This is a genomic window from Cupriavidus ulmosensis (genome assembly GCF_977008105.1).
Genome location: NZ_CDRMWP010000002.1, coordinates 2,819,785 through 2,842,995, shown reverse-complemented (window position 1 = coordinate 2,842,995; position 23,211 = coordinate 2,819,785). Strand labels below are relative to the sequence as shown.

Annotated in this window: 16 protein-coding genes and 1 pseudogene; 8 read left to right on the top strand and 9 right to left on the bottom strand. The window is 62.3% G+C overall.

What is annotated here, in order from left to right; translation table 11 throughout:
• The first annotated feature begins 118 nt into the window (after positions 1 to 118).
• Positions 119 to 541 carry a homoprotocatechuate degradation operon regulator HpaR gene (gene hpaR / locus ACWTPI_RS32275; protein ID WP_020423938.1) on the top strand — a complete coding sequence of 141 codons (423 nt, stop codon included), beginning with the start codon at positions 119 to 121 and terminating at the stop codon, positions 539 to 541.
• A gap of 189 nt (positions 542 to 730) precedes the next feature.
• On the opposite strand, the gene ACWTPI_RS32270 is transcribed toward hpaR, so the two are convergent.
• The 9 genes and pseudogenes from ACWTPI_RS32270 to tssB form a co-directional block, all read right to left on the bottom strand.
• Positions 731 to 1,018, bottom strand: a complete 288-nt coding sequence (locus tag ACWTPI_RS32270; RefSeq protein WP_454733806.1) for a hypothetical protein — start codon at positions 1,016 to 1,018, stop codon at positions 731 to 733.
• Positions 1,019 to 1,152: 134 nt separating this feature from the next.
• Entirely contained in the window at positions 1,153 to 1,584 is a 432-nt protein-coding gene (gene tssE, locus ACWTPI_RS32265; RefSeq protein WP_020205590.1) for a type VI secretion system baseplate subunit TssE, read from the bottom strand.
• Entirely contained in the window at positions 1,584 to 4,310 is a 2,727-nt protein-coding gene (gene tssH / locus ACWTPI_RS32260) for a type VI secretion system ATPase TssH (RefSeq protein WP_454734055.1), read from the bottom strand. The genes tssE and tssH overlap by 1 nt, the downstream gene beginning before the upstream one ends.
• A 104-nt stretch (positions 4,311 to 4,414) precedes the next feature.
• On the bottom strand, positions 4,415 to 4,900 hold the full coding sequence (locus ACWTPI_RS32255) for an Hcp family type VI secretion system effector (RefSeq protein ID WP_029044159.1): 486 nt from the start codon (positions 4,898 to 4,900) through the stop codon (positions 4,415 to 4,417).
• A gap of 6 nt (positions 4,901 to 4,906) precedes the next feature.
• A pseudogene (locus ACWTPI_RS32250) lies at positions 4,907 to 6,630 on the bottom strand (OmpA family protein).
• A gap of 10 nt (positions 6,631 to 6,640) precedes the next feature.
• The gene (locus ACWTPI_RS32245) at positions 6,641 to 7,291 is read right to left on the bottom strand and encodes a DotU family type IV/VI secretion system protein (RefSeq protein WP_454733805.1); all 651 of its coding nucleotides are present in this window, start codon (positions 7,289 to 7,291) and stop codon (positions 6,641 to 6,643) included.
• 11 nt (positions 7,292 to 7,302) lie between these two features.
• Positions 7,303 to 8,649, bottom strand: a complete 1,347-nt coding sequence (gene tssK / locus ACWTPI_RS32240) for a type VI secretion system baseplate subunit TssK (RefSeq protein WP_081651529.1) — start codon at positions 8,647 to 8,649, stop codon at positions 7,303 to 7,305.
• A 130-nt stretch (positions 8,650 to 8,779) separates the two neighbouring features.
• Positions 8,780 to 10,327, bottom strand: a complete 1,548-nt coding sequence (gene tssC, locus ACWTPI_RS32235; RefSeq protein WP_454733804.1) for a type VI secretion system contractile sheath large subunit — start codon at positions 10,325 to 10,327, stop codon at positions 8,780 to 8,782.
• Between the two features lie 24 nt (positions 10,328 to 10,351).
• Positions 10,352 to 10,867, bottom strand: coding sequence for a type VI secretion system contractile sheath small subunit (tssB, locus tag ACWTPI_RS32230; RefSeq protein WP_020205598.1), 516 nt, complete (start codon positions 10,865 to 10,867; stop codon positions 10,352 to 10,354).
• A gap of 287 nt (positions 10,868 to 11,154) precedes the next feature.
• Between tssB and ACWTPI_RS32225 the strand changes: the two genes are divergently transcribed.
• The 7 genes from ACWTPI_RS32225 (at position 11,155) to ACWTPI_RS32195 (ending at position 23,210) form a co-directional block, all read left to right on the top strand.
• Entirely contained in the window at positions 11,155 to 13,899 is a 2,745-nt protein-coding gene (locus ACWTPI_RS32225) for a type VI secretion system Vgr family protein (RefSeq protein ID WP_454734054.1), read from the top strand.
• 3 nt (positions 13,900 to 13,902) lie between these two features.
• Positions 13,903 to 16,410, top strand: a complete 2,508-nt coding sequence (locus ACWTPI_RS32220; protein WP_155888408.1) for a phospholipase D-like domain-containing protein — start codon at positions 13,903 to 13,905, stop codon at positions 16,408 to 16,410.
• A complete protein-coding gene (locus tag ACWTPI_RS32215; RefSeq protein ID WP_155888407.1) occupies positions 16,407 to 17,504 on the top strand; it encodes a hypothetical protein in 1,098 nt (365 codons plus the stop codon). Before ACWTPI_RS32220 ends, ACWTPI_RS32215 begins: the two co-directional genes overlap by 4 nt.
• A 53-nt stretch (positions 17,505 to 17,557) precedes the next feature.
• Complete coding sequence (locus tag ACWTPI_RS32210; protein ID WP_156174045.1) at positions 17,558 to 18,094, top strand: hypothetical protein; 537 nt, start codon at positions 17,558 to 17,560, stop codon at positions 18,092 to 18,094.
• A 90-nt stretch (positions 18,095 to 18,184) separates the two neighbouring features.
• Entirely contained in the window at positions 18,185 to 18,442 is a 258-nt protein-coding gene (locus ACWTPI_RS32205; protein ID WP_081651619.1) for a PAAR domain-containing protein, read from the top strand.
• Positions 18,442 to 19,662, top strand: a complete 1,221-nt coding sequence (locus ACWTPI_RS32200) for a hypothetical protein (protein WP_156174044.1) — start codon at positions 18,442 to 18,444, stop codon at positions 19,660 to 19,662. Before ACWTPI_RS32205 ends, ACWTPI_RS32200 begins: the two co-directional genes overlap by 1 nt.
• Positions 19,663 to 19,832: 170 nt before the next feature.
• Entirely contained in the window at positions 19,833 to 23,210 is a 3,378-nt protein-coding gene (locus tag ACWTPI_RS32195) for an ImcF-related family protein (RefSeq protein ID WP_454733803.1), read from the top strand.
• The last annotated feature ends 1 nt before the right edge of the window (position 23,211 follow it).

The window sequence follows — 23,211 nt, the reverse complement described above, 5'->3', positions numbered from 1 at the left end:
CCAGGAGCCAGATGGATGAGGTGGTACCGCGGTGATATGCGTGCGATAGCGGGATCGGGTTGGTCGGCAGGGACCAGAATGGTTAAAATCTTATCCAATTCCAGCCGAGCATCCCCGCATGTCCAGTCCGCGCCCGTCCCTGACCCTCACGCTGTTGCAGGCGCGTGAGGCCGCCATGGCTTTTTTCCGGCCTTCGCTCAATCAGCATGACCTCACCGAACAGCAGTGGCGCATCGTGCGCATCCTTCGCCAGCAGGGCGAGATGGAAATCTACCAACTGGCGCAGCAGGCCTGCATCCTCAAGCCGAGCATGACCGGCGTGCTGGCGCGCATGGAGCGCGACGGCCTGGTGCGCCGCTGGAAGTCCGGGCACGACCAGCGCCGCGTGCTGGTGTGCCTGAGCGAGGCGGGGCAGCAGTGCTTTGTCGATATGAGCGAGGACATGGAGAGAAACTACCGGCGCATCCTCGCGCAGTTCGGCGAGGACAAGCTGCGATTGCTGCTCGGGCTGCTCGACGAGCTCAAGCACATCAAGCCTTGAGGTTCTCGTCCGGCCAAATTCCGCGGCAAGCGCCGGGGGTGCGAGATTGTGCTGGCTGGCCTGATGCGGTGCGAGGATCCGCGCCTGTTCCAGCGCTTCAACCAGTTGATCGAGCGGCACTACCCCGAGCGCTGGCTGCTTGGCGCTCACGCCGGGCAGCGCGCTTCGGCGGCGGATAGATCGGGACGTTCAGGAGGGTGCTGCGCGGCCTTGCAAGGGCGCTGTGGCTTCCGGTGGCGATGTCGGCGGATTGTGCAGGTTTGCCGGAGGAGTTGGTCGCACCTGGCTGCATGGTTGTACCGCTTCGCCGCGCAAGATCAGGCAATGGAGCGTCTCACCAGTTCCTTCGTATTTGCCATTGCCCTCGATGCGGATCGAACCGTCAGGCGACCACGCCAGGTTCGTGAATCCACCGCCGGAGAAGATGTAATCGCCAACGCGAAAATCGGTGCCATGCGCTGTACTCGACCATTCCATGAGTTCTTGAGATCCCAATGTTCATGATCGAATGGCCGAAAGCGCCCATCTTGGTGCCATCGGTGGTGGTGCGACTGCCTTTTACGGCCAACTGCTTCATGGTCAAGCCTCCATCTCCATCCAACGTTGTAGGGTCATCCGCGGTCGCGGTCGGCCTTCAGCAGTTTGAGCCGCGTTTGTCCATCGGGGGTGAAGTGCGTGCCGAAGCGGACCAGCCCGGCCTGATGCAGGTGGCAGCTCATGGTGAAGCTAAGCAGCATGCCGGGCTCGGTCTCTTCGATGGTGAGGTCGATCGCCTTCAGCCTCGGCTCGTAACGCAGCAGCGTGGTTTCGATTTCGCGCTTGAGCGTATGCGCGGAGGCGGGCAGGTGCCGGTAGATGCGGGACAGATCGCCAAGACCATAGTCCGGCAGATGGGCCAGGCCGCCGCGGCGGCTGTTGAGGATGCGCTGGATGTTGTCCTGCACCGAGAGGAAGGTCTGTGTGGCCGCGTCGAATTCGCCGATCGGGGCTCCGTTCGCAAAATGCCCCGTCACGGCCTCGAAGAACCCTGGCCCGCCACGCATCACGCGCCCGCCTGCGCGCCCACGCAGGTTTCCTCAAAGCTCAGCCCGATGCCGTCCGCCTCGGAGAACGATAGCTGGATTGACTTCGGCATCTGCCGGTCGGCCATGCGCACCAGTAGCTCGCGCGATAGCACCGGCAGAATCTGCTGGTCAAGCAGGCTGTCGATATTGCGCGCTCCGGAATCGGGCAGCAGGCAGGCCCGCACCAGTTCGGCGACCAGCGCGTCGCCGCAGCTCAGCGGCATGCCGAAGCGATTTGCGATCCGCTGAGCTACCCTGGCAAGCTTCATCCGCACAATCGCGGTCATGGCCTCGGCCGACAGCGGGCGGTACACGATGGTCTGGAAGCGTGCCAGCAGCGCCGGCTGGAAGCGATCGATCAGCAGCGGACGAATCGCTTCCATCAGGGTGCCGGTCGGGAGTTCGGCACCGGCCTGTGCCGCAGCGTCGGTTGCTGCCAGAATCTGCTCGCTGCCGAGATTCGAGGTCATCAGGATCACGGTGTTGCGGAAGTCGATCACCCGGCCTTCTCCGTCCCGCATGAAGCCGCGGTCGAATACCTGATAGAACAGATTCAGCACGTCGCGGTGGGCCTTCTCGACTTCATCCAGCAGGACAATGCTGTAGGGGCGCTGGCGGACCGCTTCGGTCAGCACACCGCCTTCGCCATAGCCGACATAGCCTGGCGGCGATCCCTTTAGCTGCGAGACCGTGTGCGCTTCCTGGTATTCCGACATGTTGATGGTGATGAGCGAACGTTCGCCGCCGAACATCTGGTCAGCCAGCGCCCGAGCGGTTTCGGTCTTGCCGACGCCGGATGGCCCGACCAGCAGGAACACGCCCAGCGGCGCGTCCTCCGATTTTAGACCGGCCTTGGCGGTGCGCAGGCTCTTGCCCAGCGCGGCCAGCGCTTCGTCCTGGCCGACGACGACCTGGCCCAGACGCGTTTCCAGCGCCAGCAAGGTGGCGATTTCGCTCGACAGCAGGCTATCGACCGGCACCCCGGTCCAGTCGGCAATCACCTGGGCAATGGCAGTCTCGTCGACTTCTGCGTGGAGCAAGGCGGCGTGGCCGTGCCTGGCCAATGCCTGGTGGGCAGCCTGGATCGATGGCGCCAGATCCAGGCGGGCCGACTCGTCGGTGGCCGCCTGCCACTGCGCGCGCAACGCGATCAAGGTTTCGGCGGCACGCTTCTGTTCGGCGAAGACGTGCGCGAACGCGTTCAACTCGCTGGCGAGCGCGGCGAGCCGCGCGTCGATGGCTGCCAGCCGTTCGCCGGCCTCGGCGCCGGTGGCAGCCTGGTCCTCCAGCAGGGCCGAGCGTTCGACCTCGAGCGCCCCGCGCTTCGCTTCGCAGGCGGAAATGGCGATCGGAGTGGCCTCCAGGCTCATGCGCACGCGGGCGGCGGCAGTGTCGAGCAAGTCGACGGCCTTGTCCGGCAACTGGCGCCCGGTCAGGTAGCGGCGCGACAGCCGGACAGCGGCGCCCACGGCCGCATCGGTGATATGCACGCCGTGGTGGTGCGCATATCGCTCCTTCAGGCCCCGCAGCATCAGGCACGCGTTCTCATCGTCGGGCTCGTCGACCTTGATCATCTGGAAGCGGCGCTCCAGCGCGGCGTCGCGCTCGAAGTACTGCTTGTATTCGGACCACGTCGTGGCCGCAATGGTACGCAGCTCGCCGCGCGCCAGCGCCGGCTTGAGCAGGTTGGCCGCGTCGGCGCCGCCGGCGGTATTGCCGGCACCGATAAGGGTGTGGGCCTCGTCGATGAAAAGCAGAATCGGGGTCGGAGACTGCTGCACGGCCTCGATGACGTTCTTGAGGCGCTGCTCGAACTCGCCCTTGACCCCGGCACCGGCCTGCAGCAGACCCAGGTCCAGCGTCAGCACGCTGACATCGCGGATGACGGCGGGCACATCCCCTTCGGCGATTTTTAGCGCGAGCCCTTCGACGAGCGCGGTCTTGCCGACACCGGGCTCGCCGACCAGAATCGGATTGTTCTTGCGGCGGCGCGCCAGAATGTCGACCATCTGACGGATTTCGACATCGCGGCCAAACACCGGGTCGATCTTGCCATCGCGTGCCTTTCGGGTGATATCGGTGGTGAAGCGGTCCAGCGCCAACGTGTCGGCCTGGCCGGGCATCGCCCTGCCCGGGGCAGGCGAGGTGGGCGCTGCCGCCGGTCCCGGCGTCAGCGGGTCGGGCGCTTGCCCGTCCGCTCCAGGGCCAATGGGCGAGGCCGCCTCGATCGAGATCTTGTTCAGTTCGCGCATCAGCCGTTCGATCTGCACGGCCGACACGGACAGGAGCGGCCAGGCATCAGGCGCACGCAGCAGGTGCGGCGAGTCGGCCAGCGCCGCAAGCAGATGTGCCGAGCGGATGGGCCGAGCCTCGCTGGGGCCCGCTGCTTCGAGCGAGGCGCGCATCCAGGCAGCTTCCAGCCACTGGCCGACGCGCTGCGAGAGGCCTGGCTTGCCGCGCAGGTCGTGCGGCAGCCGGTCGATGGCGGCCAGCAGCGCGTTCCAGATGCCGTCGACATCCAGTTCATAACGCCGCAGGATCGCCAGCAGGTCGCCGTCGCCCAACTCCAGCAGCTTGATCAGCCAGTGCTCGACCTCGATGTCCCGGTGGGCGCGTGTTTCACAGAGACTGGCTGCCTCGGTGAGGGCTTGGGCGCAGTGGTCGTTCAGGCGACGCAGGAACGGGGAAGGATCGCGGGCGGTCATGGCGTGGGAGAAAGAACGCAGGAAGGGGAAAATGGGGCGCGCGGACCACGACATGTCGTCCATGCAAGACGGCCAGCCGGCGCCTGGCGCCGGCTGCGCGCGTGTTACGAGCGCTCGTTCCAGCTGTCGGCGTGGATGATGTTGCCGTCCTTGTACGACCAGGTGATTTTCTCGTAGCGCAACTCGATGTCTTCGAGGTGGTTGTGTTTTTCGTAGGCCGGGTTCTTGATGTCCAGCATCTTGGGCGTCACGCCAACCACCTTCACGTTTTCCAGCTTGGTGTTGAAGTATTCCTTTTCCTTGCCGGCGTCGTCGATCTTGTACCACTTGATCTCGATCGACTTCAGGGTCTGGCCGCTGGTGACCGCTTTGTACAGATAGGGGGTCGATGCGTCAGTTTCCTTGGTGAACAAGATCGGCTTGTGCACGCGCGTGCCGGTCAGCTTGCCGGTGTTGGAGTCGGTCGGGATATTGACAGCGTGGTCAAAGGCGACGACTTCGACGCTGCCCTCGCGGCCGGACACGGTGACCGAACCCTTGACATCGGCACCGCCATCGTCCTTGATCCACATGTACGCGGGAATTGCCATTTTTTCTTACTCCTTCTGCTGGAATGAACAGGCCGACTGGCCCGAGGGTGTCCGATTGTCGTGACGGTCATCGCGACAATCGGGGACAAGCGTGATCTCGACACGGCGGTTCGCAGCGCGCCCCGCTTCGGTGTCGTCGGTGGCCTTAGGCCGAGTGTCCCCGTAGCCCTGGATCGCAAAGTGCGTGAGTGGCAGGCCAGCGGCATCGGCCAGCCAGTCGCGTACCGACGCGGCACGTGCCTCGGAGAGTTTGAGGTTGCTGTCCGGGTTGCCGGTGGTGTCGGTATGTCCGGCCACCAGCACGCGCTTGTCCGGATGCGCCTTGATCATCTCGAGCGCGCCAATCAGCACCCGGTTCGAACCGGGGTTCAGGACGGCGCTGCCGCTCTTGAAGAGGGACAGGCTGTCGAGCTCGATGGTCGAGGGTGGCGGTGCGGGGGGCTGATACGCGGCGATCAGCGTGTTGAGCGGGGTGAGCAATGGGACGCCCCGATAGAAACCCAGGCCCAGGCGCGGTGGCACGCCAGCGCGGGCATACCGCTCAAGCTCGTCGCGGTCGCGCTTGATGGCCCGCAGCGCATCGACCCGGGCGGCGTCGTGCTCTGGGCTGATGGCGCGATAGCGCGCCATATCGTCGATGACGCGCGCCACCAGCGCCCGGTTCTGCCAGGCCGAGGCCGCGCAGGCGGCACAGAATGCCAGCGCCAGCCAGGCAAAGGCATGTCCCAAGGCACGCGGCAAGGTTCGTCGCACTGGCTGCAGGGCGATGCCCTGGATCAGGGGCTCCGGCAACGGGTAAGCTGCACGCCGGCCATCCCGGCTGTGCCGGGCGAGTCGGCTCAGGGCTGTCGTCTGCTCGGTGAAACGGGTCAGTAGCGAGTTTGCAGCGGGGATTCCGACGACGGTGGTCACGCCGAATGCTGCGACGCGCACCGGGCGCCCATGCCGGATTCCATCGCGCTGATTCTCGACGAAGGCGGGCAGCAGCGCGCCAGCGGCCCACCGTGCCAGGGTGTCAAGACGCGTGGCGCGATGCATGCGGGCCTCGCGATCCAGCGGAACTGCGGCTTGCGCATACTGCAGGGCGTGCGTGGCGACGCTGGTCGCCAGGGTCTCGCCCGACACCATCTCCATGCCAGACATCCCAAACCAGGGGCAGTCGTCCGGCGTACCGTCCGCCTCTTCGGCATACACGGCAACGCATAGCCGACCGCGCGGCTGGCCTCTCCGATGGCCGAGCGCCAGCGCCTGAGCCCTGCGCTCAGCGTACCCGCATTGTCGGCCTGGTCGGCGCCAATCAGATAGGCGACGGCATCCGGACCCTGCTCCTCGCGCCATCGCTTGAGGGCATCTGCCACATGAGCCAACCGGGTCGGATCGTCGACACGCACCCAGATCGCGGTGTCGGTGATCCGAACCATCGCATCGCCAAAGGCCTGCGCCGGGGCGCCGGTGGCATCTCCCACCGTCAGCACCAGCGGCGTATTGCGCCGGATGTCGCCGGGCAGCGCATCCAGCGATGCCCTGACAGCCTGCAGCACCGGCGCCGCAGCACGCCGGCGCGCATGCAGCCGCCGGGTGACAACGATGATCGCGAGCAGCGCCAGGGTGATCGTGAAGGCGGCGAGCAGCAGATTCCACCTCGACGCCCAAGGCGAGCTGAATGCCAGCCAGGCGAGCGCGAGTGCCGCGATCCAGGCAAACAACGTACGGTAGGGGTAGCCGGTCACGACACCCCTTTCAGCTCGCGAGCCGGGTGATCGCCGCAGCCAGCCACCGATCGAGCGCAACATAGACCAGACCCGCGCCAACGCAGGCGGTGACCACCCAGGCAAGCGGCGACAGTTGGCGCCATCGAGGTGTCTTGCCGACGGTCACCAGCACCGGGCCGGAAGCGTTTCGCCAGCCGGCGCGATCCAGGCGTTCATCGATGGCGCGCATGAGGGCGGTGCGGGCGCTGGCGCCCTCCAGGGCATATCGGCCCCGAAAACCCAGCCCGAGGACGGCGTGGAACACGGCGAGCAGCGGCAGCACCGGCTGCGGATCGGCCAGGCGCCGCTCGATGCGGGCAATCAGCATCTCCCCGGCATTGTGGCTCTGGAACTGCGCTACCTGCATTGGCTCACGCTCCCAGGCGTCGCGGTCGGCGCCCTGCAGCCGACCTAGCGCTACCTCGTCCAGCAGGGCGCACTGGGCATAGGCGGCGTCTTCTATCACGTCGACCGGCTGGCCGCTCGCCACGAATTCCTCGCGCAGGCGGGCTACTTGTTCGACACACTTTGCCCGGAACGTTTCGAAGCCAGCGGTCGGTCTGGCGGAGTCGGCGAGTTCCGTGACGGTCAGCGCTGTGTCGCGCAGTGCGAGCGGGAGCATCATGGCGGGGGTACGCATGGTGGAGGGACTCATGCCGGCAATACCGCGAAGAGTTCGAGCGACACGTCCGGCAACGAAGCCGGCACGTAGAATTGGCAGGCCCGTGCGTCCAGCATGCGCTTGAACGCCGGGTGGGCGCTGTCGAGCGCAAAGTACTGGTTCTCGATGCGCACCGGAATGGCGGCGGGCAGGCGCGACATCGTGCGCAGCGGAATGCCGGGCAGCGCGGAGTTGACGATCTGTTCCACCTCGTCCGGTGCCCCGGCCTTGCATAGGCGCGGCAGTTGTTCAAGCAGCGTGTGGGCCGGCAGTCCAGCCTGCACGGACAGGTAGTACTCGGCCCCTTCGACCAGCCGTTCGTCAAGGATCTTGCCTACCCAGACCGTGGGCCGGGCACGTTCGAGTGCCACCGGCACCACGCGCGATGGGATCACCGTGTCAAGCAGGGTGCGGATCAGCGATTCCAGTTCCGCGAACACCGGTTCGGGGGCGAGATGGTCATAAGCCGGAATGGCCTGGAGGGTCTCGGTGGTGGAGAAGGTCAGTAGTGCCCCGGCCAGCCGGGCCAGGGTGCCGTAAAGTCGTTCGGGATGCTGCTGCGGGGCCGCATGCAGGCGCGCCAGATCCGGCCAGGTGCTGTTCACGCTGTGCAGCAGCCAGAAGAGGGCCACATCGGCAACCGCGTAGTCGGCGATCTGGTCGGAGCGTTCGCGCCGCCGCACGGCCAGACTCGCGCTCTTGGCGCTCAGGATTTCCGATAGCCGGCCCATTCGCTCGGTGAGCCGGTCGCTGGCCGACAGGAACAGGCAGGGCGGCACAAAGGCCGGATCGAGTTCGAAGCGTCCTTGAGGGGTGCGTACCAGTCGGGCAATCGGGCAGGTGACGTAGTCGCCGATTGCCTCGAAGTCAAAGAGGAGCGCGAGCGCATGCCGCTCGACGCTGATCTCTTCCTTGCCTTCCCCGTGCAGGTCGGCGACTTCCCGGTATTCCCGAATGAAGCGGCGCGGGCGCGCGGGCCGGTCGCCGGCTTCGACACAATTGCCGCCTTGCGCATCAACAAGGGCCAGGCCGACCAGCACGACCACCGCGTCGACGGTGGCCGGCACATCGCCAAGATCGCGTGCCGAGGGCGTCAGGTCCGCGAGATCGGTATCGATGACGGTGCCATCCGGCAGCCGCAGGGCCAGGGCGCTCACCGCCAGCCGATGGATCGACAGGGCCTGTTGGTCGAGCCCGACGCGCACGACGCCCCAAGGATCGGGGCAGACAAGGCGTGCGACGTACTCGTCGGCATAGCGGTCCCACAGCGCCTGTTGCTGGAAATGCTGCGGGGTCATGAAAATCCCTTGCGCCCACAGCGGTCTTGTTATCTTCATCGTGCTCGGCTGGTATGCGGAAAGATTTTCCGCATGGGTGATGCCGCACGGTGGCCATGCGCCAGCGTGCGGCGGGACTCAAGTTACTTGGCGATATGTCGAGATCGCCGTTGAAACTGGCTGCGGTCGCTCAGTTCTTCGCCTTGGGCATCTGCGACACCAGCGACAGATTGATGTCCATCCCTTCGATCTGGAAGTGCGGCACGATGAAGAGCTTGACGCGGAAGAAGCCCGGGTTGTCCTCGATGTCCTCGACCATCACCTTGGCTTCTCGCAGCGGGTGCGAAGCCTGCAACTCGTCGCCCGGATCGGTCATCTCGGTCACGAGCGTCTTGACCCAGGTATTGAGCTCCAGCTCCAGCAGGCGGCGGTCCTTGGTGGTACCGATGTTCTCGCGCTGAATGAGCTTCAGATAGTGGGCGATCCGCGACAGCAGGAAGATGTACGGCAGGCGCGCATTGACGCGACTGTTGGCGGTCGCCTCCTTGGTGTCGTAGAGCGCCGGCTTCTGGGCCGAGTGAGCGGAGAAGAAGCACGCGAAGTCGTGGTTCTTGTAGTACGACAGCGGGATGAAGCCCAGGTTGGCGAACTCGAACTCGCGGGTTTCCGGGATCAGCACTTCGGTCGGGATCTTGGCCTGGTTGCCGGTGCCCAGATCGTAGAGGTGAATCGGCAGGTCTTCGACCAGGCCGCCCGCCTGCGGGCCGCGGATCTGCACGCACCAGCCGTTCTTGATGAAGCTCTGCACCATGTTCGTGGCAAAGGCGAACGAGGCATTGGCCCAAAGGTAGCGGGTATGGTCCGGGCCTTTGACAGCCTCCGTGTAGTTGAAGGCACGTACCGGCACGGTTTCCGGACCATAGGGCAGGCGAGCCAGGAAATTCGGCAGAGTCAGGCCGATATAGCGCGCGTCGTCGGACTCGCGGAAGCTTTTCCACTTCAGGTATTCGGCGCGATCGAAGTAGTTGCCGATGTCGCGGATGCTGGCTACCTCTTCCATCGACTCCTTGCCGAAGAACGCTGGCGAGACGGAGCCGATGAACGGCATGTGCGCCGCGGCCGAGACCTTGGAGATATTGCGCAACAGGGCGATGTCCTGGGGGCTGCGATCGAACGCGTAGTTCGAGATGATCGAGCCGATCGGCTCGCCGCCCGGCGTGTCGTATTCCTGGATGTAGGTATGCAGGTACAGGCCGCTCTGGATGACCTCGGGGGTATCCTCGAAGTCCTGGCGCAGCGCATCCTTCGAAACATCCAGCACTTCGATCTTGACGTTCTTGCGGAAGTCCGTGCGATCGACCAGGAACTTGAGGCCACGCCAAGCCGATTCGATCTGCTGGAACGTCTCGTTGTGCATGATCGCGTCCAACTGGCGGCTGATCTGCTGATCCAGGTGCTCGATATGGAAATCGAGCAGGCTCTTGTCGAGGCGATCCACCTGCTGCGACGAGTCCTGGATCATCTTCAGGAAAACGTTCATCGCCTGGGCGACGCGTTCATCCAGCGACGATTCTGAGAGCGCATCGGCGCTCTGGAACGACTCCACAGGGCGCGTGGCCTTGACTGGCGTCAGGTTGATTTTCTCGCACAGCGATTCATAGACGCTCTTGCCGGGCGCATCCAGGACGACGGTGTCGGTTTCGCCAGGGGCGTGGGCGGTGATTTCATGCTTGGCCATGGGTTGGTTCCTCAAGGAAGGCAGTTACTGGACGGACGGGGAGGCCGGGGCGGCGTGGCCGATATTCTGCAGATCGGTACGCAGGCGCTCGGACAGGGCCGGGTCCTTGAGAATTTTCTCGAGTTCGCGGCGAAACATCGCGTTGTCGAGCAGGTTAGATTTCAGGTCGCGCAGCAGATTGCGCGCCGCCATCAGGGCGCGCAGTTCGGGCACCTTGCCGGCCACCACTTCCGGCTTGAAGTCGTCCATCGACTTGAAATCGAGATCGACCGGCAGCTCCGAGCCATCGCTGGCGAGGGTGTTGTCGACCGCGATCCTGGCCTTCGGGTTGAAGTCGGCGAGGACCGAGTTGAAGTTGTTCTTGTTGATCGAGACCTTCTCGCGTTCGGCAAGCGCTCGCGCGTCCTGACTGTTGCTGTAGTCGCCCATCACCAGCAGCTTGAGCGGCAGCTCCACCTTCTTCTGCGCGCCACCGGTATGCAGGTCCAGCTTGATATTGACGCGTGCCTTGGGCACTTCGTTCTGGAAACTCTCAGCCATTATTCTGATCCTTTTTAATTCTGACTTTAACGGTTTTTATTGCTGCTTGAAAAACGATGGGTACGGCGCTTGTTTTTAATTGATATCACGTAATTCATCGAAAGAAAATCAGAGGAATCTTAATTGGATTGATTTTTTGTCGAAGATCGTGAATCAATGTTAATGCGGAGACAAAGGGGTTCTCTCCATAAGAAAAAGCGTTTATCGTGCGCCGCAAGGCGCTGTGTGTCGAGCGATGCATGGCCTGTGAAAAAGGGTTCGATCACGCTGACAACGGAGCGCAAGCAATGGCGGATCTGGGTAGGGAACTGAGGACTTACGGTGATGCCCTGCTCAGGGGACTGACCGGGCGGCAGGCATACTTTCTCGAGGTGCCGGGCACAGCCAGCGCCGCCGCGCTGTCGGTGGTGTCGTTCGAGGCAGTGGAGCGGATGGGCGAGCCCTATGCCGTCACCATCCAACTGACGCATCCGCTTGAGCTTGATCGAGCCGGGTATCTGGGCAAAGACGCGACTTTCCTGATTGTTCCCGCTGATGGCAGCGAGCCACGCAAGTTTGCCGGCTGCATCACGCGCTTCTCCAAGACCCGCCAGACCCGGGATTTCTGCGGCTACGAGATCGTCGTGGAGCCGCTCGTCGCGCGGCTGCGGCTCACGCGCGCCAGCCGTATCTACCAGCAGCAGACCGCGCCCCAGATCATCGAGGCCATCCTGCGCCGCCATGACCTCAAGGGCCACCAGTTCGCCTTCAAGACGCGGCGCAAGTACCCGCAGCACAAGTTGCGTATGCAGTACCAGATATCAGATTGGGACTATATCCGGCTGCTGATGGAGCAGGAGGGCCTGTACTGCTATTTCATCCATGGCGAGTTCGGCGAGATGATCGTGTTCGGCGACGACATCGACCATTACCTCTACCAGCCGGAGCTGCGAGTGCCCTATCGCGAGACGGCGGGACTGGAATCAGGCCAGGAAACGGTGTTCTCGCTCGGGACCCATGCGCGGACCATTCCCGAATCATTCCGGGTCGCGGACTTCAATCCCGACAAGGCATGGGAACGCCCCGCCGGAGAGGCCGATGTCGCGAAGGAAAGGACCACCTACGGTCAGTCCTACGTGTATGGCACACATCACCTGGACTTCGACGACGCCAAGTGGGAAGCGCAGTTGCGTCACGAGGCCGAGTTCGCCGGCCAATTGGTCTACGCGGGTGAGAGCAACGTGCTGGCGCTGCGCCCGGCGCGCATCCTGCGACTGGACCTGGCGTTGCCCGACGCGCCCAACGGGCAGGTGGTCACCGAGGTCGTCCACACCGGCGCGCGTGATGCCGCCTACCGCAACACCTACAAGGCCATTCCCTCGGACCGGCGCTTCCGGCTGCCGATGGACGAAGCCAACTGGCCGCGCATCGCCGGCACGCTGAGCGCCCGCATCACCTCGCCGGGTCAGTACAAGTATGCCTACCTGACCCAGGATGGCCATTACATCGTCCGCTTCGATTTCGACTTCGACGCCTGGCCCAATGGCGGCGAGAGCGTGCCGCTGCGCCTGGCCAAGCCGTTCGCCGGGGCGCGGCAGACGGGCTTTCACTTTCCTCTGATCGACGGCACCTATGTGGACGTGGCGTTCCGCGACGGCAACCCGAATAAGCCGTACATCGCTAGCGTGCAGCACACCAGCCAGCACCCTGACCTGATCACCAATCAGGATCGCTGGCTGTCGCGCAACGTGATTCGCACGCAGAGCAACAACAAGCTGCGGTTTGAGGACTGGGAGGGGCAGGAGGGGGTCAAGCTCTCCACCGAGTATGGCGGCAAGACCCAGCTCAACCTGGGCCACCTGGTTGACCATCAGAAGAAAAAGCGGGGGGATGGCTTTGAGCTGCGCACCTCGGGCTGGGGGGCGATCCGGGGCGGCAAGGGATTGTTCCTTTCCGCGGACGACCAGCCGGGAGCGAATGGGCAGCAGTTGGACATGCAAGGCGCGCAGAAGCAGTTGAACCTTGCGCTTGAGCAGATGCAGGCAATGGCGAAGGCCGCGCAGGCGGCCCAGGCGCACGCCGCCGAGTTCGAGAAGCAAAAGCAGTTGTTTGAGCAGACCCTGAATGAACTCAAGGGGGCAGGTTTGCTTGCCACTGCTCCGGCAGGCGTGGCGTTGACGAGCGGTTCGCATCTTCAGGTGTCGGCCACTGGGAACCTGTTTGCTACTGCCGGCGGCAATGCTGATATCGGCGTCATCAGGAAGTTCACGGTTGCCGCAGGCGAGGCGGTTTCGCTGTTTGCGCAGAAACTGGGCATGAAGCTGTTTGCCGCCAAGGGCAAGGTCGAAATACAGGCGCAGGACGACGAACTGTCCATGACTGGCCGCAAGGATGTCACAGTGGCCAGCGCCACTGGCAAGGTGTTGGCAGTTGGCGAGAAGTCGGTTGTTCTCGCCAGTGGCGGCGCTTACATCAAGCTGGAGAACGGCAATATCGAGATCGCTTGCCCGGGGGACCTGAAATTCAAGTGCGCGACCTTTCAGAAGGTGGGGCCAGCGAGCTTGAACATGAAAATGCCAGTACTGCCACGCACTGCGTTGCCCGAGACGCCCTCCACGTTCAATTTAATAATGCCGGACGTCCCTGGTGAGCACGGAGGCCACCTCGTGCATACCCCATGGACCATCGTCCAGGCCGAGAGTCCAGAAGAGGCCCTGCTGGACTTTGAACCTTTGCTGAAAGGACGGGTAGACGCTGCTGGAAAACTGCCACTGACATCCGCGGAAATGGAAAGGCTCAAGGCTGCCTATGACGAGACGCCGAATCAGATGTGGGTCGTTGCGAACGGCCGGGCCCATGAATTGGTACTGGACCAGGAGTTGGCGAGCTGGAGCAGCCGTCAAGCCTATCAGAGTGCCATCAATGCAATGGGCTATACCGATGCAATGGGTAGCATCAACGGCACGGATATCGATGGCTCGGCTGGCGCTCACATCGCCGATGTACTAAAGGTCGGTGGCAAGGCCGCGCTGAATAAGATAAAGGGGGTCTGAGTCGTGCCGGATAACACCGACAAGAGGCGTCAAGTTCATCAGATCGTTGGCACGGATGGCAGCCCATATAAAGCCGCGGTGACCAGCTCCCTCCACGTTGTGGATGGATTTTCCGTGCCACTCGAAGGGAACCAGGTCAAGCCATATATTTGTGGGAAGGACTATTTTTCCGACCTGATCAAAGATATTGCTGGTGCCACGGAAAGCATCTATATCGCAGGATGGCAAGTCAATTGGGATGCTCAGCTCGCGCCTGGCAAACGCTTGTACGACGTTCTGCTTAGCGCGGCCAAGGCAAAGCCACGCCTCAAGATCTATGTCATGCCGTGGGATGACTCTCCACCGGTGCAGACCTACGACGATCAAACCAAGAGCGCGCTGGAAAGCATCAATGACACGTTGCGGCGCGGAGTCGAGGGCAAGCAAGTCTACGTTCAGTTGTCGGCTTCGGTGTCACCCCGGAATAGGGATTTCTACAGTCATCATCAGAAGCAGGTCGTGATTGACCGGAAGATCGGTTACGTCGGCGGCATCGATCTCGCCTATGGTCGATATGACGATGCGCAGTTCACCCTGCGTGCGGATGCGGATGGTCGAAAGGGGTTGAATCGCTACAACGCCTGCGTGGCTCCGGTGGGTAAAGTCACCGATGGTGAAGTGGAGGTCGTCGATCCAGATCTCATGAGTGGCCCATGGGACACCGCTGCAGGGGTGCCGTATCTCGTTAAGACGAACAAGAAAATCGCACGCGAGGCTATTGAACGAGGCGCTTATCAGAAGCCATACAGCGGCAATATAGCGAAGGACAAGCCCGGTGTGCCACTATCTACAACGCTCGACGGACTGGATGTGGCCATCCAGCCCCGCCAGCCTTGGAATGATGTCGAGGTGCGCATTGAGGGACCGGCTGTCGCGGAGCTCACGCGGAATTTCGTGAGCCGCTGGAACCACGGTGCAAAGAAGGACTTCCCCAAGCTGACAAACGCGGAAAAACCGGTCCAAGGCAAAGGTGGCTGCGTGGTTCAGGTGCTGCGTAGCGCTCCGCCGGCGATGTGCGATAGCGGCAAGACCCAAAGTGATCATCTGCAGGCGATGCGGTTGCTGATCGACCATAGCACGCACTTCATCTACATCGAGAATCAATTTTTCGTCTCGAACTTCAGCAGTGCTCAGGTGAAATCGGGTTCGGCGCGGACGATTGACGGCGCCCAATCGGACTGGAACCCGAGCCCGTCGCCGGGCCCCGGCTATGTAGGGCCAGGCGCGGAGGTGTACAGCATGGTCTCGGCGAAGGCTACCCGCTGGGGCTACGACGGCGATGACGAAGGAATCCAGAACGACATTTGCCAGTGCATTGGAGACCGGATAAGGCGGGCAATCTTTGACAACCCTGATGGGGAGCCATTTCACGTCTATATCACGCTGCCTGTACATCCGGAAGGGAAGCTGAATGATGGGGCGGTGCTATGCCAGGTGCATTGGACGATGCAGACGCTGGTGTTCGGGCGGTTCAGTCTGTTGAACCGGATTCGCCGGCACTTGTGGGCGAAGCGGGAGTTCGATGCAAATAAAGGCACGTGCAAGACCGTCAAGGAATTGGCATCCCTCAAGGCGGCGGTTTGCAGGGAGAGCGAGACGACGAATGATTATAAGGATATTAAGATTTCTGAGTGCTTCAGGTACGTCACGCTATTGAATCTCCGTAACTGGACCAAGCTGGGCGAACGCTATGTGACAGAACAGGTCTACGTGCATTCGAAATTGATGATTGTGGATGATCGTTATGTGCTGCTAGGCAGTGCCAATATCAACGATCGGAGTTTGCTGGGGGATCGTGACTCAGAGCTTGGAGTGCTGATTCTGGACACTAAACAGGGCAGTAAGGATGTGCTTGATGACGGTCGACCCCGCCTGGTGCGGAACTTCGCGCACCATCTACGGGTAGCGGTGTGGGAGAAGATTTTCGGCCTCAACGTGGAAAACGGCAGCAGTAGTGTTCAGCAAGCAACAGAGTTGAAAAACGCCATCCAGCAGCCAGGGAAGCCGGGCAGCTGGAAGAACATTCAAAAAATTGCGGACGCTAACGCAAAGGCTTATGAAGCAGCGTTTCCCTTTATTCCCCAAAATTTTGACCCTTCTGATCCACAAAAGAATACGGAGCGGAAAAGGGGGGCTTCGATCTGGCCCGTCTATCACAGAGGTGAGAAGAATGAGAGAAAGGGGGCAGATTTGACGCTTGCAAGGACAAGGATGCCATTTGACTCGGAATTCTGGAAGGCGCCACCACTCGATGAAAAGCAGGTGGCTGAATTGGGAAATATTAAGGGATTCGCGACGTTGTTTCCTTATGCATGGACCAAGGGTGAGAACAACGATGTGAAGCTAAATTATACTTTGGTTACAGAGGGAGATCCTTTGCCAACAAAGGAAGTTCCCGATGAGAAAAATGCTGCACCCCGGCCAGTTCTGGCCGCAGTCGGGCAGTTGCCTGACAACGGGAGCGCATCATGAGGAATCCCTTCAAGCTAATCAGGTTCCAGTTGGTCTGGATGCTCTTGTCTCTTTGCGCGGGAGTGTGTCAGGCGCAAGTATTTGGATTTAAAACAGACGGGGTGGCCTGGAAAAGTGAGTGTGTTGGGTTATATCAGGTGGACCTGCCAGCGGATTTCCAGCCCCTTGTGAGGACGGTTGGCAGCGTTGTTGGTGACTACGTTAGCGGAAGCGATCAGGTAGCTGAACTTCCGGTTGCATCGGGCAGTAACGTGACGATCAAAGAATTTTATACGGTGCAAAAAAAATTGCACGACGCATATATCAGTAATAAGAAAAATGCGCTTGATGAGGCAAAAAATGCACCGATGACGGATGCAGCGAAAGAGAGGCAGATCTACGGGGAAAGTATTTCCGCGTACCCAATCAGCGACATAAATGCTTTCGCATGGCGAGATGGCCCAGATAGTATTGACGGGTATTTCTACCGTGCTGGCAGGATTTATTCGATCTCAGGGCCTCCGAAAGGAAAAGCAAGCCCAGGCGAGCCGACCTTTGAAGAGAAGGTGAAGCTATTCCGGCCACGGGAATTATTTGAGATTTCTAGTGGAGAGGGCTTGTGTTTGCCATTTTCTTTCATCGGCACGACGTTTCGTGGGCGATTTCTAAGGATCTATCAGAAGGGCGTGCTTGCGAAACACCCGGATATCATGATCTGGGTGGGTGATGGTGCCTGGTGGGATCGTAACGATGACGCGTCGGATTTCCGATTGTCATCAAGCGAAAACAAGAAAAAAAGCCGCGATAGCCTCAGGGTATTTTGGGAGCAACTTCCCCGAGAAAGGGAAATGCGAACTCTCGTTTGGCCATTTCCGTCAGTCAAGATGGCGGACTATGAGGGCTACAGCAGTTTCATCCAAATCACCCGTCAGAATGGGGACGTGGACTATGGATATCGTGCTGTCGCCAATCCGCAGGGTGGTTACTATGCCTTGGACATTCATTTGATTCAACGGTCGGAAGTGGCAAGGCAACGCAATCTTACGCCAATGTCGAAGGAGGAATTCAAGCGGCTAGCGGACGAGGTGGTGGCGTCACTGCGCAAGCGGGAGTGATCATGATGGATGCGGTCTAATTCCGGTAACAACGAGCGTCGGGGCTGCCAGCTATGTCTAATGCGGATTATGCGGGTTATATCAGCGGAATGTTGATCCTGATTGCAGGTGTGCTTGGCGTGACTGTCACGCTCTTGGGCGTGAGTTTAATTGCCCGACGAGGATCGCATCTGCAGCTCGTCATGGCCTGGGCACTCATTTTCTGGGTGCTTCCCATTTGGTTGCTGACGTTGATGACCGAGCGGGATATGTTCAGTTTGGTGTTGCTGTCGCGCACCATTCTCGCGTTGCCTGTCTTCGTTTCGTTGCTCTGGCTGAGGCAGTGCGTGCGTGTGTTCCGACAACGACGGAACGGACTCGCTCCCTATGCCGTATTTCCGTGGGTAGTTGCCGCCGCGGGAGCACTGTTGCTGATTTGCCTGGATGATCAACGGGGATTTCGAAACGCATTGCCCATTAAGTTGGGCGGGACGATCGAAGCCTCCCTGATCTGGCTTGCAATGCTGCTGGTGGCGGTAGGCGTGACGTGGGGAGGGGCCACGGCCATGTGCTGGTTGTGGACGGCCGGACCTGCCGAATTGCCGAAGTGAGCTCGGAGTGCGAGAAGTCATGGGCAGCGGTTGCCATAGTCGGCGCCGCTAAGTAGGAAGCTTGATCTTATATTGTGATGAGATAAAGAAATGAGAGGAATTGTCAGGAAGGGCGACGGAAATTCACATGGCGGGGTAGTTCTCACGGGCTCGGTGACGATGTTGATCGACGGCAGCCCGGTGGCGCGCAAAGGTGATTGGGTGTCTTGCCCAATGCACGGAGAAAACGTGATCGTCGAGGGTGACCCATCGTTTACCGATGATGGCGTTCCGGTGGCCTTTCATGGCCACCGAACTGCCTGCGGGTGCTCGCTGATTTCGTCGGCACCCAATACCGGAATTGCCTGATGCCGATCGACCTCTCCGCATTGCCGGCAGAAGTTGCCTGTGGCGATGATGGGCCTTCGGCGGTGATTTGGCTTGTGTTGTTTATCGTGGTGATGGGTGCCGGTGCCGGTTTGACCTTGTGGTGCTGGCCTGCGGGCAAGTCGGTTCACGAAGGAGTCTTTTGGGCCTGGTTATTTGGTGTTCCGGGCCTTTGCTACGGAGTGATGTTTTCTCTGCGTTATGGGCTGTTCCAGTATGCCCAGATGAAAACGCACATTCGCAACGAAGTGCGAGACGAGGGTTTGCGTGTTGCCATTAGACATGCCCAACAGCCATTGAGCTTACTGGAAATTGCCTATGTCACCGCTCTTGGGGGAGACCGTGTTGCCGAACGCATCGTCGATGGTGAAAGCGTGTTGGAATCGACCTATGTGGATGCCGTCAATGCTCACGTCCGGCACTCGATTCTTATTGAGAGCGAGGACGAGGCTGGCCATGTCGCAAGTGAATTCGCCAGGAAGCCAGCGGCCATCCGGTCGGAATCGGTGTATCAGATGTTGCTCGAACGCATGACGGATGCGCTGCGAGACTTGCCGGCCCGGCTGCATCTGGATGTCTATCTGGTTGCTGACGGGCGGTCAATTGACCCCGCTGAGGCGTTGGTCGGCTGGAAACGCATCTGGGTGGAGATGGGCCTGCGCGGGGAAAATGTCGAGCACACAACGGCAGATTATGGCGTTATGGAAGTGGATAGGTGGCTTGACAATGGTGGAAAGACGGCCCGCGCGATCCTGGTCGTCGCCGCACAACTGTATGACGTGCCGCCATCTGATAGTACCGAGGCTGGCGTGGCTTTGCTATTTGTGACGCAATGCGCTGGACGGCGAGCAGGGTGGGTGGGGAATACTGCGCTGCATCGTCCCGTTGAAGGCACTCTTTCCGATATGGGCGGGGTCCTAGCATCCGCCATGCAATGGGGGCGGGGTTCTGCTGACGAAGCCGGTAGTTTGTGGCAATCCGGCGTGGATAGCGCAACTGGGGCAGCCATCCTGGCTGCCTGGACGAACGCCGGCCGGAACGCGGGTGAAATCCAAGAGGTCGATGCCAGTCTTGGCCATGCGGGCATCGCAGCCGATTGGCTTGGCATTGCACTCGCGAGCGAGCATGCACATCAAACAGGGCGTCCGCAAATGGTTGCGAGCCAGCAACGTGACCTGGTCCGCATGACCATGATCAAATGAAAATCTAACAGCGCATGAAGGTGTCTGACGTTCCCTCTCCCGCTTCAAAGGTCCGCCTGCCCTCTGGGCTACTCTGGGCCTTGGTCTTCGCATGCGCCTTGGCGTGTGTCCTGATTTATCTGCTCGGCGCGACGATTGGCCTGACTACGCCGGAGAGCCGAGGCCGTGCGATGGCATGGGTATTGGGCTGTGGAGCAATCCTGCTGGTTGTGATCCCGCTGTTTTCCTTGGTGGAGTTTCGCAAGGCGGGGCGCGTGGTAGACCAGGCATTGCTTGCCCAGGGGGTCGTGCCGGTCGATTCTGTGGCCGGGTCGGAAGTGCCCGATTCGCTAGCGTGGGCGCCCTTGAGGGAATCGCTGGCAACACGCCTTCGAGCTATCCACGGTTGGCGCTGGCGCCATCGCCAGCCTTGGCTACTGCTCACCGGCGACGATGACGTTATTGAGCACCTGCTGCCCGGCCTTGCCGAAACGGGTTGGCTGACCACTACCGATGCGGTGCTGCTATGGAGCAAGGGCGGCGAGGGCGGCCAGCCGGACGCCGCATGGCTCAAGCAGATCTACAGGCTGCGCCGGCGCCATCCGGTCGATGCCGTGGTCCTCGTGACCGACGGCGAGGCCCAATTGCCCAAGCCACGCGGGAGTACCATGCCCTGTGGCCTCCACCTGGCTCGCATCGCCGAGGTATTGCACTGGTCTGCACCGATCTACCTGCTCGATGTCGCCCAGGCAGACGTGACCGCCCACGGCGATACACCGGTGATCGGCTGCGAGTTGCCGCGGCAAGCTGACGCCACCGCCATCGGCACCGCGCTGCAGACCCTGCGTGACCAATTGGCGAATCGCAGCGTCGCGCAGTTGATCCAGAATGGGCGTGACCGCTATATGGGAGCCCTCTCCCAGCGGCTCGACACGCGAGGCCCGGTGCTCGCCGACTGGATCGGTGGATTGGTGAGCAGTCAACGCCGACGCCTCCCGCTCAGCGGCATTGTGTTCGCCCCATATCCGGGCTCTGCCGCCGATGCGGACGACGAGCCTGGTACCGACTTGCCCCTCTGGCAGTACCTGGGCGAAGCCGTCCGCCGCCAACCGGGCCGCCGGATCGGCTGGCATCCGGTCACGGTGTGCTCCACTCTGGCGTTGACGGCCATCGGCCTGTGGAGCGCCGGCATGCTAGTGTCTGGCGTACTGAATGGCCGCGACATGCACGTTGCCGGGCAGGCCGTGACCGGCATCCAATCGGCCCCGAATGCCGCCGAACGCCTGCGCGCACTGCTTGCCCTGCAGCAGCAGATCGAGCGCTACGAATACCGTACCCAGCATCACGCACCGCTCGCGACCCGCTTTGGCCTGAACCGCGACCCAGCCGTGCTTGACGCCCTGTGGCAGCCCTACGCGCAGGCCAGTCGCCGATTGCTGGCAACGCCGGTCCAACAGGACCTCGAGGCGTCGCTGGTGGACCTCGCGCAGATGCGCACCGACATGCTGGACGAGCAGACCAGCCGCTGGGCGCTGGGCGGTCACGAAGGCCTCAAGACCTACCTGATGCTGGCCGCCCCCGAGCGTGCCGACCCGGCCTTTCTGACCCCGCAACTGGTACGACGCTGGTCTACCGATGCCCGCATCACGCCGGGCGAGCGGCAGGACCTCGCCGAACGCCTGCTCAGGTTCTATGCCCAGCACCTCAAGGCGAACCCGGACTGGCGCATCGAACCCCGCCCGGAACTCGTGGCCGGCGCTCGCCAGACCCTGCTGGCGGTGATCGGGGAGCGCAACGGCGAGGACACCATCTACCAGGGCATCATCAATGCCTTCGCGAACAACGGCGGCAACAAGTATCCGGACGCGACCCTGGTCTCGCTGACGGCCGGCGCCGATCCCCGCGGGCTGGTGCGCGCCACCGCGATCGTGCCCGGTATCTTCACGCGCCAGGCCTACGAGGGCTATGTCGCTCCCGCCATCGAGGCCGCCGCCAGGCGCAGCGAGATCGCCAGCGACTGGGTGCTGACCGACGGCAAGCCCCAGGCATCGCCGACAGAAGGCCGCTCTGCCGAAGCCCTGCAGGCGGCTCTGACCGAGCGGTACTTCGCCGACTACGCGGAGCGCTGGCAGGGCTTCATGAACAGCCTGCAATGGGAACCCGCCCCCACGCTGCCGGCCGCTATCGATCAGCTCAAGCTGATGGCCGATGCGCGCCAGTCGCCGGTGATCGCGCTGATGAAGTCGCTGGAATACCAGGGTGGCGCCGGCGCGCACAAGGATTCGCTGTCCGACACGCTGGTGGCCAAGGCCCAGGACTTGCTGGGCAAGAAGACGGCGGGACCCGAGGCGATCAAGCCGGACACGGCCGGGCCGCTGGGCGCCGCCTTCGGACCGGTGCTGCGGCTGGTGGGACAGGGCCAGGCCGCCAATGCAGGCAGCAGCAGCGACCTGAGCCTGCAACGTTTCCTCGACCGCGCAACGGCGCTGCGCCTGCGCTTGCAGCAGGTCAGCAACAGCGCGGATGCCGACGCGCAAGCCCGGCAGATGGCGCAGGCACTTTTCCAGGGCAAGGGATCGGAGTTGGCCGACACCCGGGCCTATGCGCAACTGATGGCGGCGAGCCTCGGCAACCAGTGGGCGGGCATGGGCGAGACGTTGTTCGTACGCCCGATCACGCAGGCCACGCAGACCGTGCTGCAACCCGCGCAGGCGAGCCTGAACGACGCCTGGCGACAGGGCATTGCCATGGCATGGGGCAAATCGTTCGCCGGGCGCTATCCGTTCGCCGACAGCGCCAACGATGCCTCCTTGCCGGAACTGGCGCGCTTCCTGCGCCCGCAAACCGGCGTGATCGGGGCGTTCCTCGGCACGCAACTGGCAGGCGTGCTGGAACTGCAGGGCGATCAATGGGTGCCGGCGGCCACCGGCGGCCAGGCGCTGGCCTTCGATCCGGCCTTCCTCAAGGCGGTCAATGCCCTGCAGCGCATCGCCACCCGCCTGCTGGCGCAAGGCGAGCCGCAGTATCGCTTTGAGGTCAAGCCGATTCCCACGCCGGGCCTGACCGACACGGTGCTGACCGTCGACAGCCAGAAGCTGCACTACTACAACCAGCGCGAGACCTGGCAGGCGATGACCTGGCCTGCCAACAACCTGCAGGACCTGGGCACCCGGCTGCAGTGGCAGACCGAGCACGCGGGCACCAACAAGAGCTATGAGTTCGGCGGCCGCTTTGGCTTCGTGCGGATGCTGGAGCGGGCGCACGTCGAGCCGCTGGACAGCGCCGTCTATCAATTGACCTGGCGAGGCACGCCCGACACCAAGGGGCCGACAACCAGCGAGCTTGAGCCGAGCGCTGCCGAGGCTGACAGCCTGACGGAGCGTGCGGCGAGGCTGCCGCCGCAAGCGGAGATGGCCTACCCGATCCGCTACCAGATGCGCACCGAAGTCGGCCAGGGACCGCTGGAGATGCTGGCACTGCGGGGCTTCGTGCTGCCGTCGCGCATCTTCGTGGGCCGGGAGCCGCAGGTGGTGCCGCGTGCCACCTCGGCCCCGCGCAGTTCGCGCTAAT

Excerpts from the sequence above, each read along its gene's own strand:
- ACWTPI_RS32205 (WP_081651619.1), top strand. The coding sequence starts at position 18,185 with ATGAGAGGAATTGTCAGGAAGGGCGACGGAAATTCACATGGCGGGGTA.
- ACWTPI_RS32225 (WP_454734054.1), top strand. The coding sequence starts at position 11,155 with ATGGCGGATCTGGGTAGGGAACTGAGGACTTACGGTGATGCCCTGCTC.
- ACWTPI_RS32255 (WP_029044159.1), bottom strand. The coding sequence starts at position 4,900 with ATGGCAATTCCCGCGTACATGTGGATCAAGGACGATGGCGGTGCCGAT.
- ACWTPI_RS32200 (WP_156174044.1), top strand. The coding sequence starts at position 18,442 with ATGCCGATCGACCTCTCCGCATTGCCGGCAGAAGTTGCCTGTGGCGAT.
- tssH (WP_454734055.1), bottom strand. The coding sequence starts at position 4,310 with ATGACCGCCCGCGATCCTTCCCCGTTCCTGCGTCGCCTGAACGACCAC.
- ACWTPI_RS32210 (WP_156174045.1), top strand. The coding sequence starts at position 17,558 with ATGTCTAATGCGGATTATGCGGGTTATATCAGCGGAATGTTGATCCTG.
- ACWTPI_RS32195 (WP_454733803.1), top strand. The coding sequence starts at position 19,833 with ATGGCATGGGTATTGGGCTGTGGAGCAATCCTGCTGGTTGTGATCCCG.
- hpaR (WP_020423938.1), top strand. The coding sequence starts at position 119 with ATGTCCAGTCCGCGCCCGTCCCTGACCCTCACGCTGTTGCAGGCGCGT.
- tssE (WP_020205590.1), bottom strand. The coding sequence starts at position 1,584 with ATGCGTGGCGGGCCAGGGTTCTTCGAGGCCGTGACGGGGCATTTTGCG.
- tssC (WP_454733804.1), bottom strand. The coding sequence starts at position 10,327 with ATGGCCAAGCATGAAATCACCGCCCACGCCCCTGGCGAAACCGACACC.
- ACWTPI_RS32270 (WP_454733806.1), bottom strand. The coding sequence starts at position 1,018 with ATGGAATGGTCGAGTACAGCGCATGGCACCGATTTTCGCGTTGGCGAT.
- ACWTPI_RS32245 (WP_454733805.1), bottom strand. The coding sequence starts at position 7,291 with ATGCGTACCCCCGCCATGATGCTCCCGCTCGCACTGCGCGACACAGCG.
- tssK (WP_081651529.1), bottom strand. The coding sequence starts at position 8,649 with ATGAAGATAACAAGACCGCTGTGGGCGCAAGGGATTTTCATGACCCCG.
- tssB (WP_020205598.1), bottom strand. The coding sequence starts at position 10,867 with ATGGCTGAGAGTTTCCAGAACGAAGTGCCCAAGGCACGCGTCAATATC.
- ACWTPI_RS32215 (WP_155888407.1), top strand. The coding sequence starts at position 16,407 with ATGAGGAATCCCTTCAAGCTAATCAGGTTCCAGTTGGTCTGGATGCTC.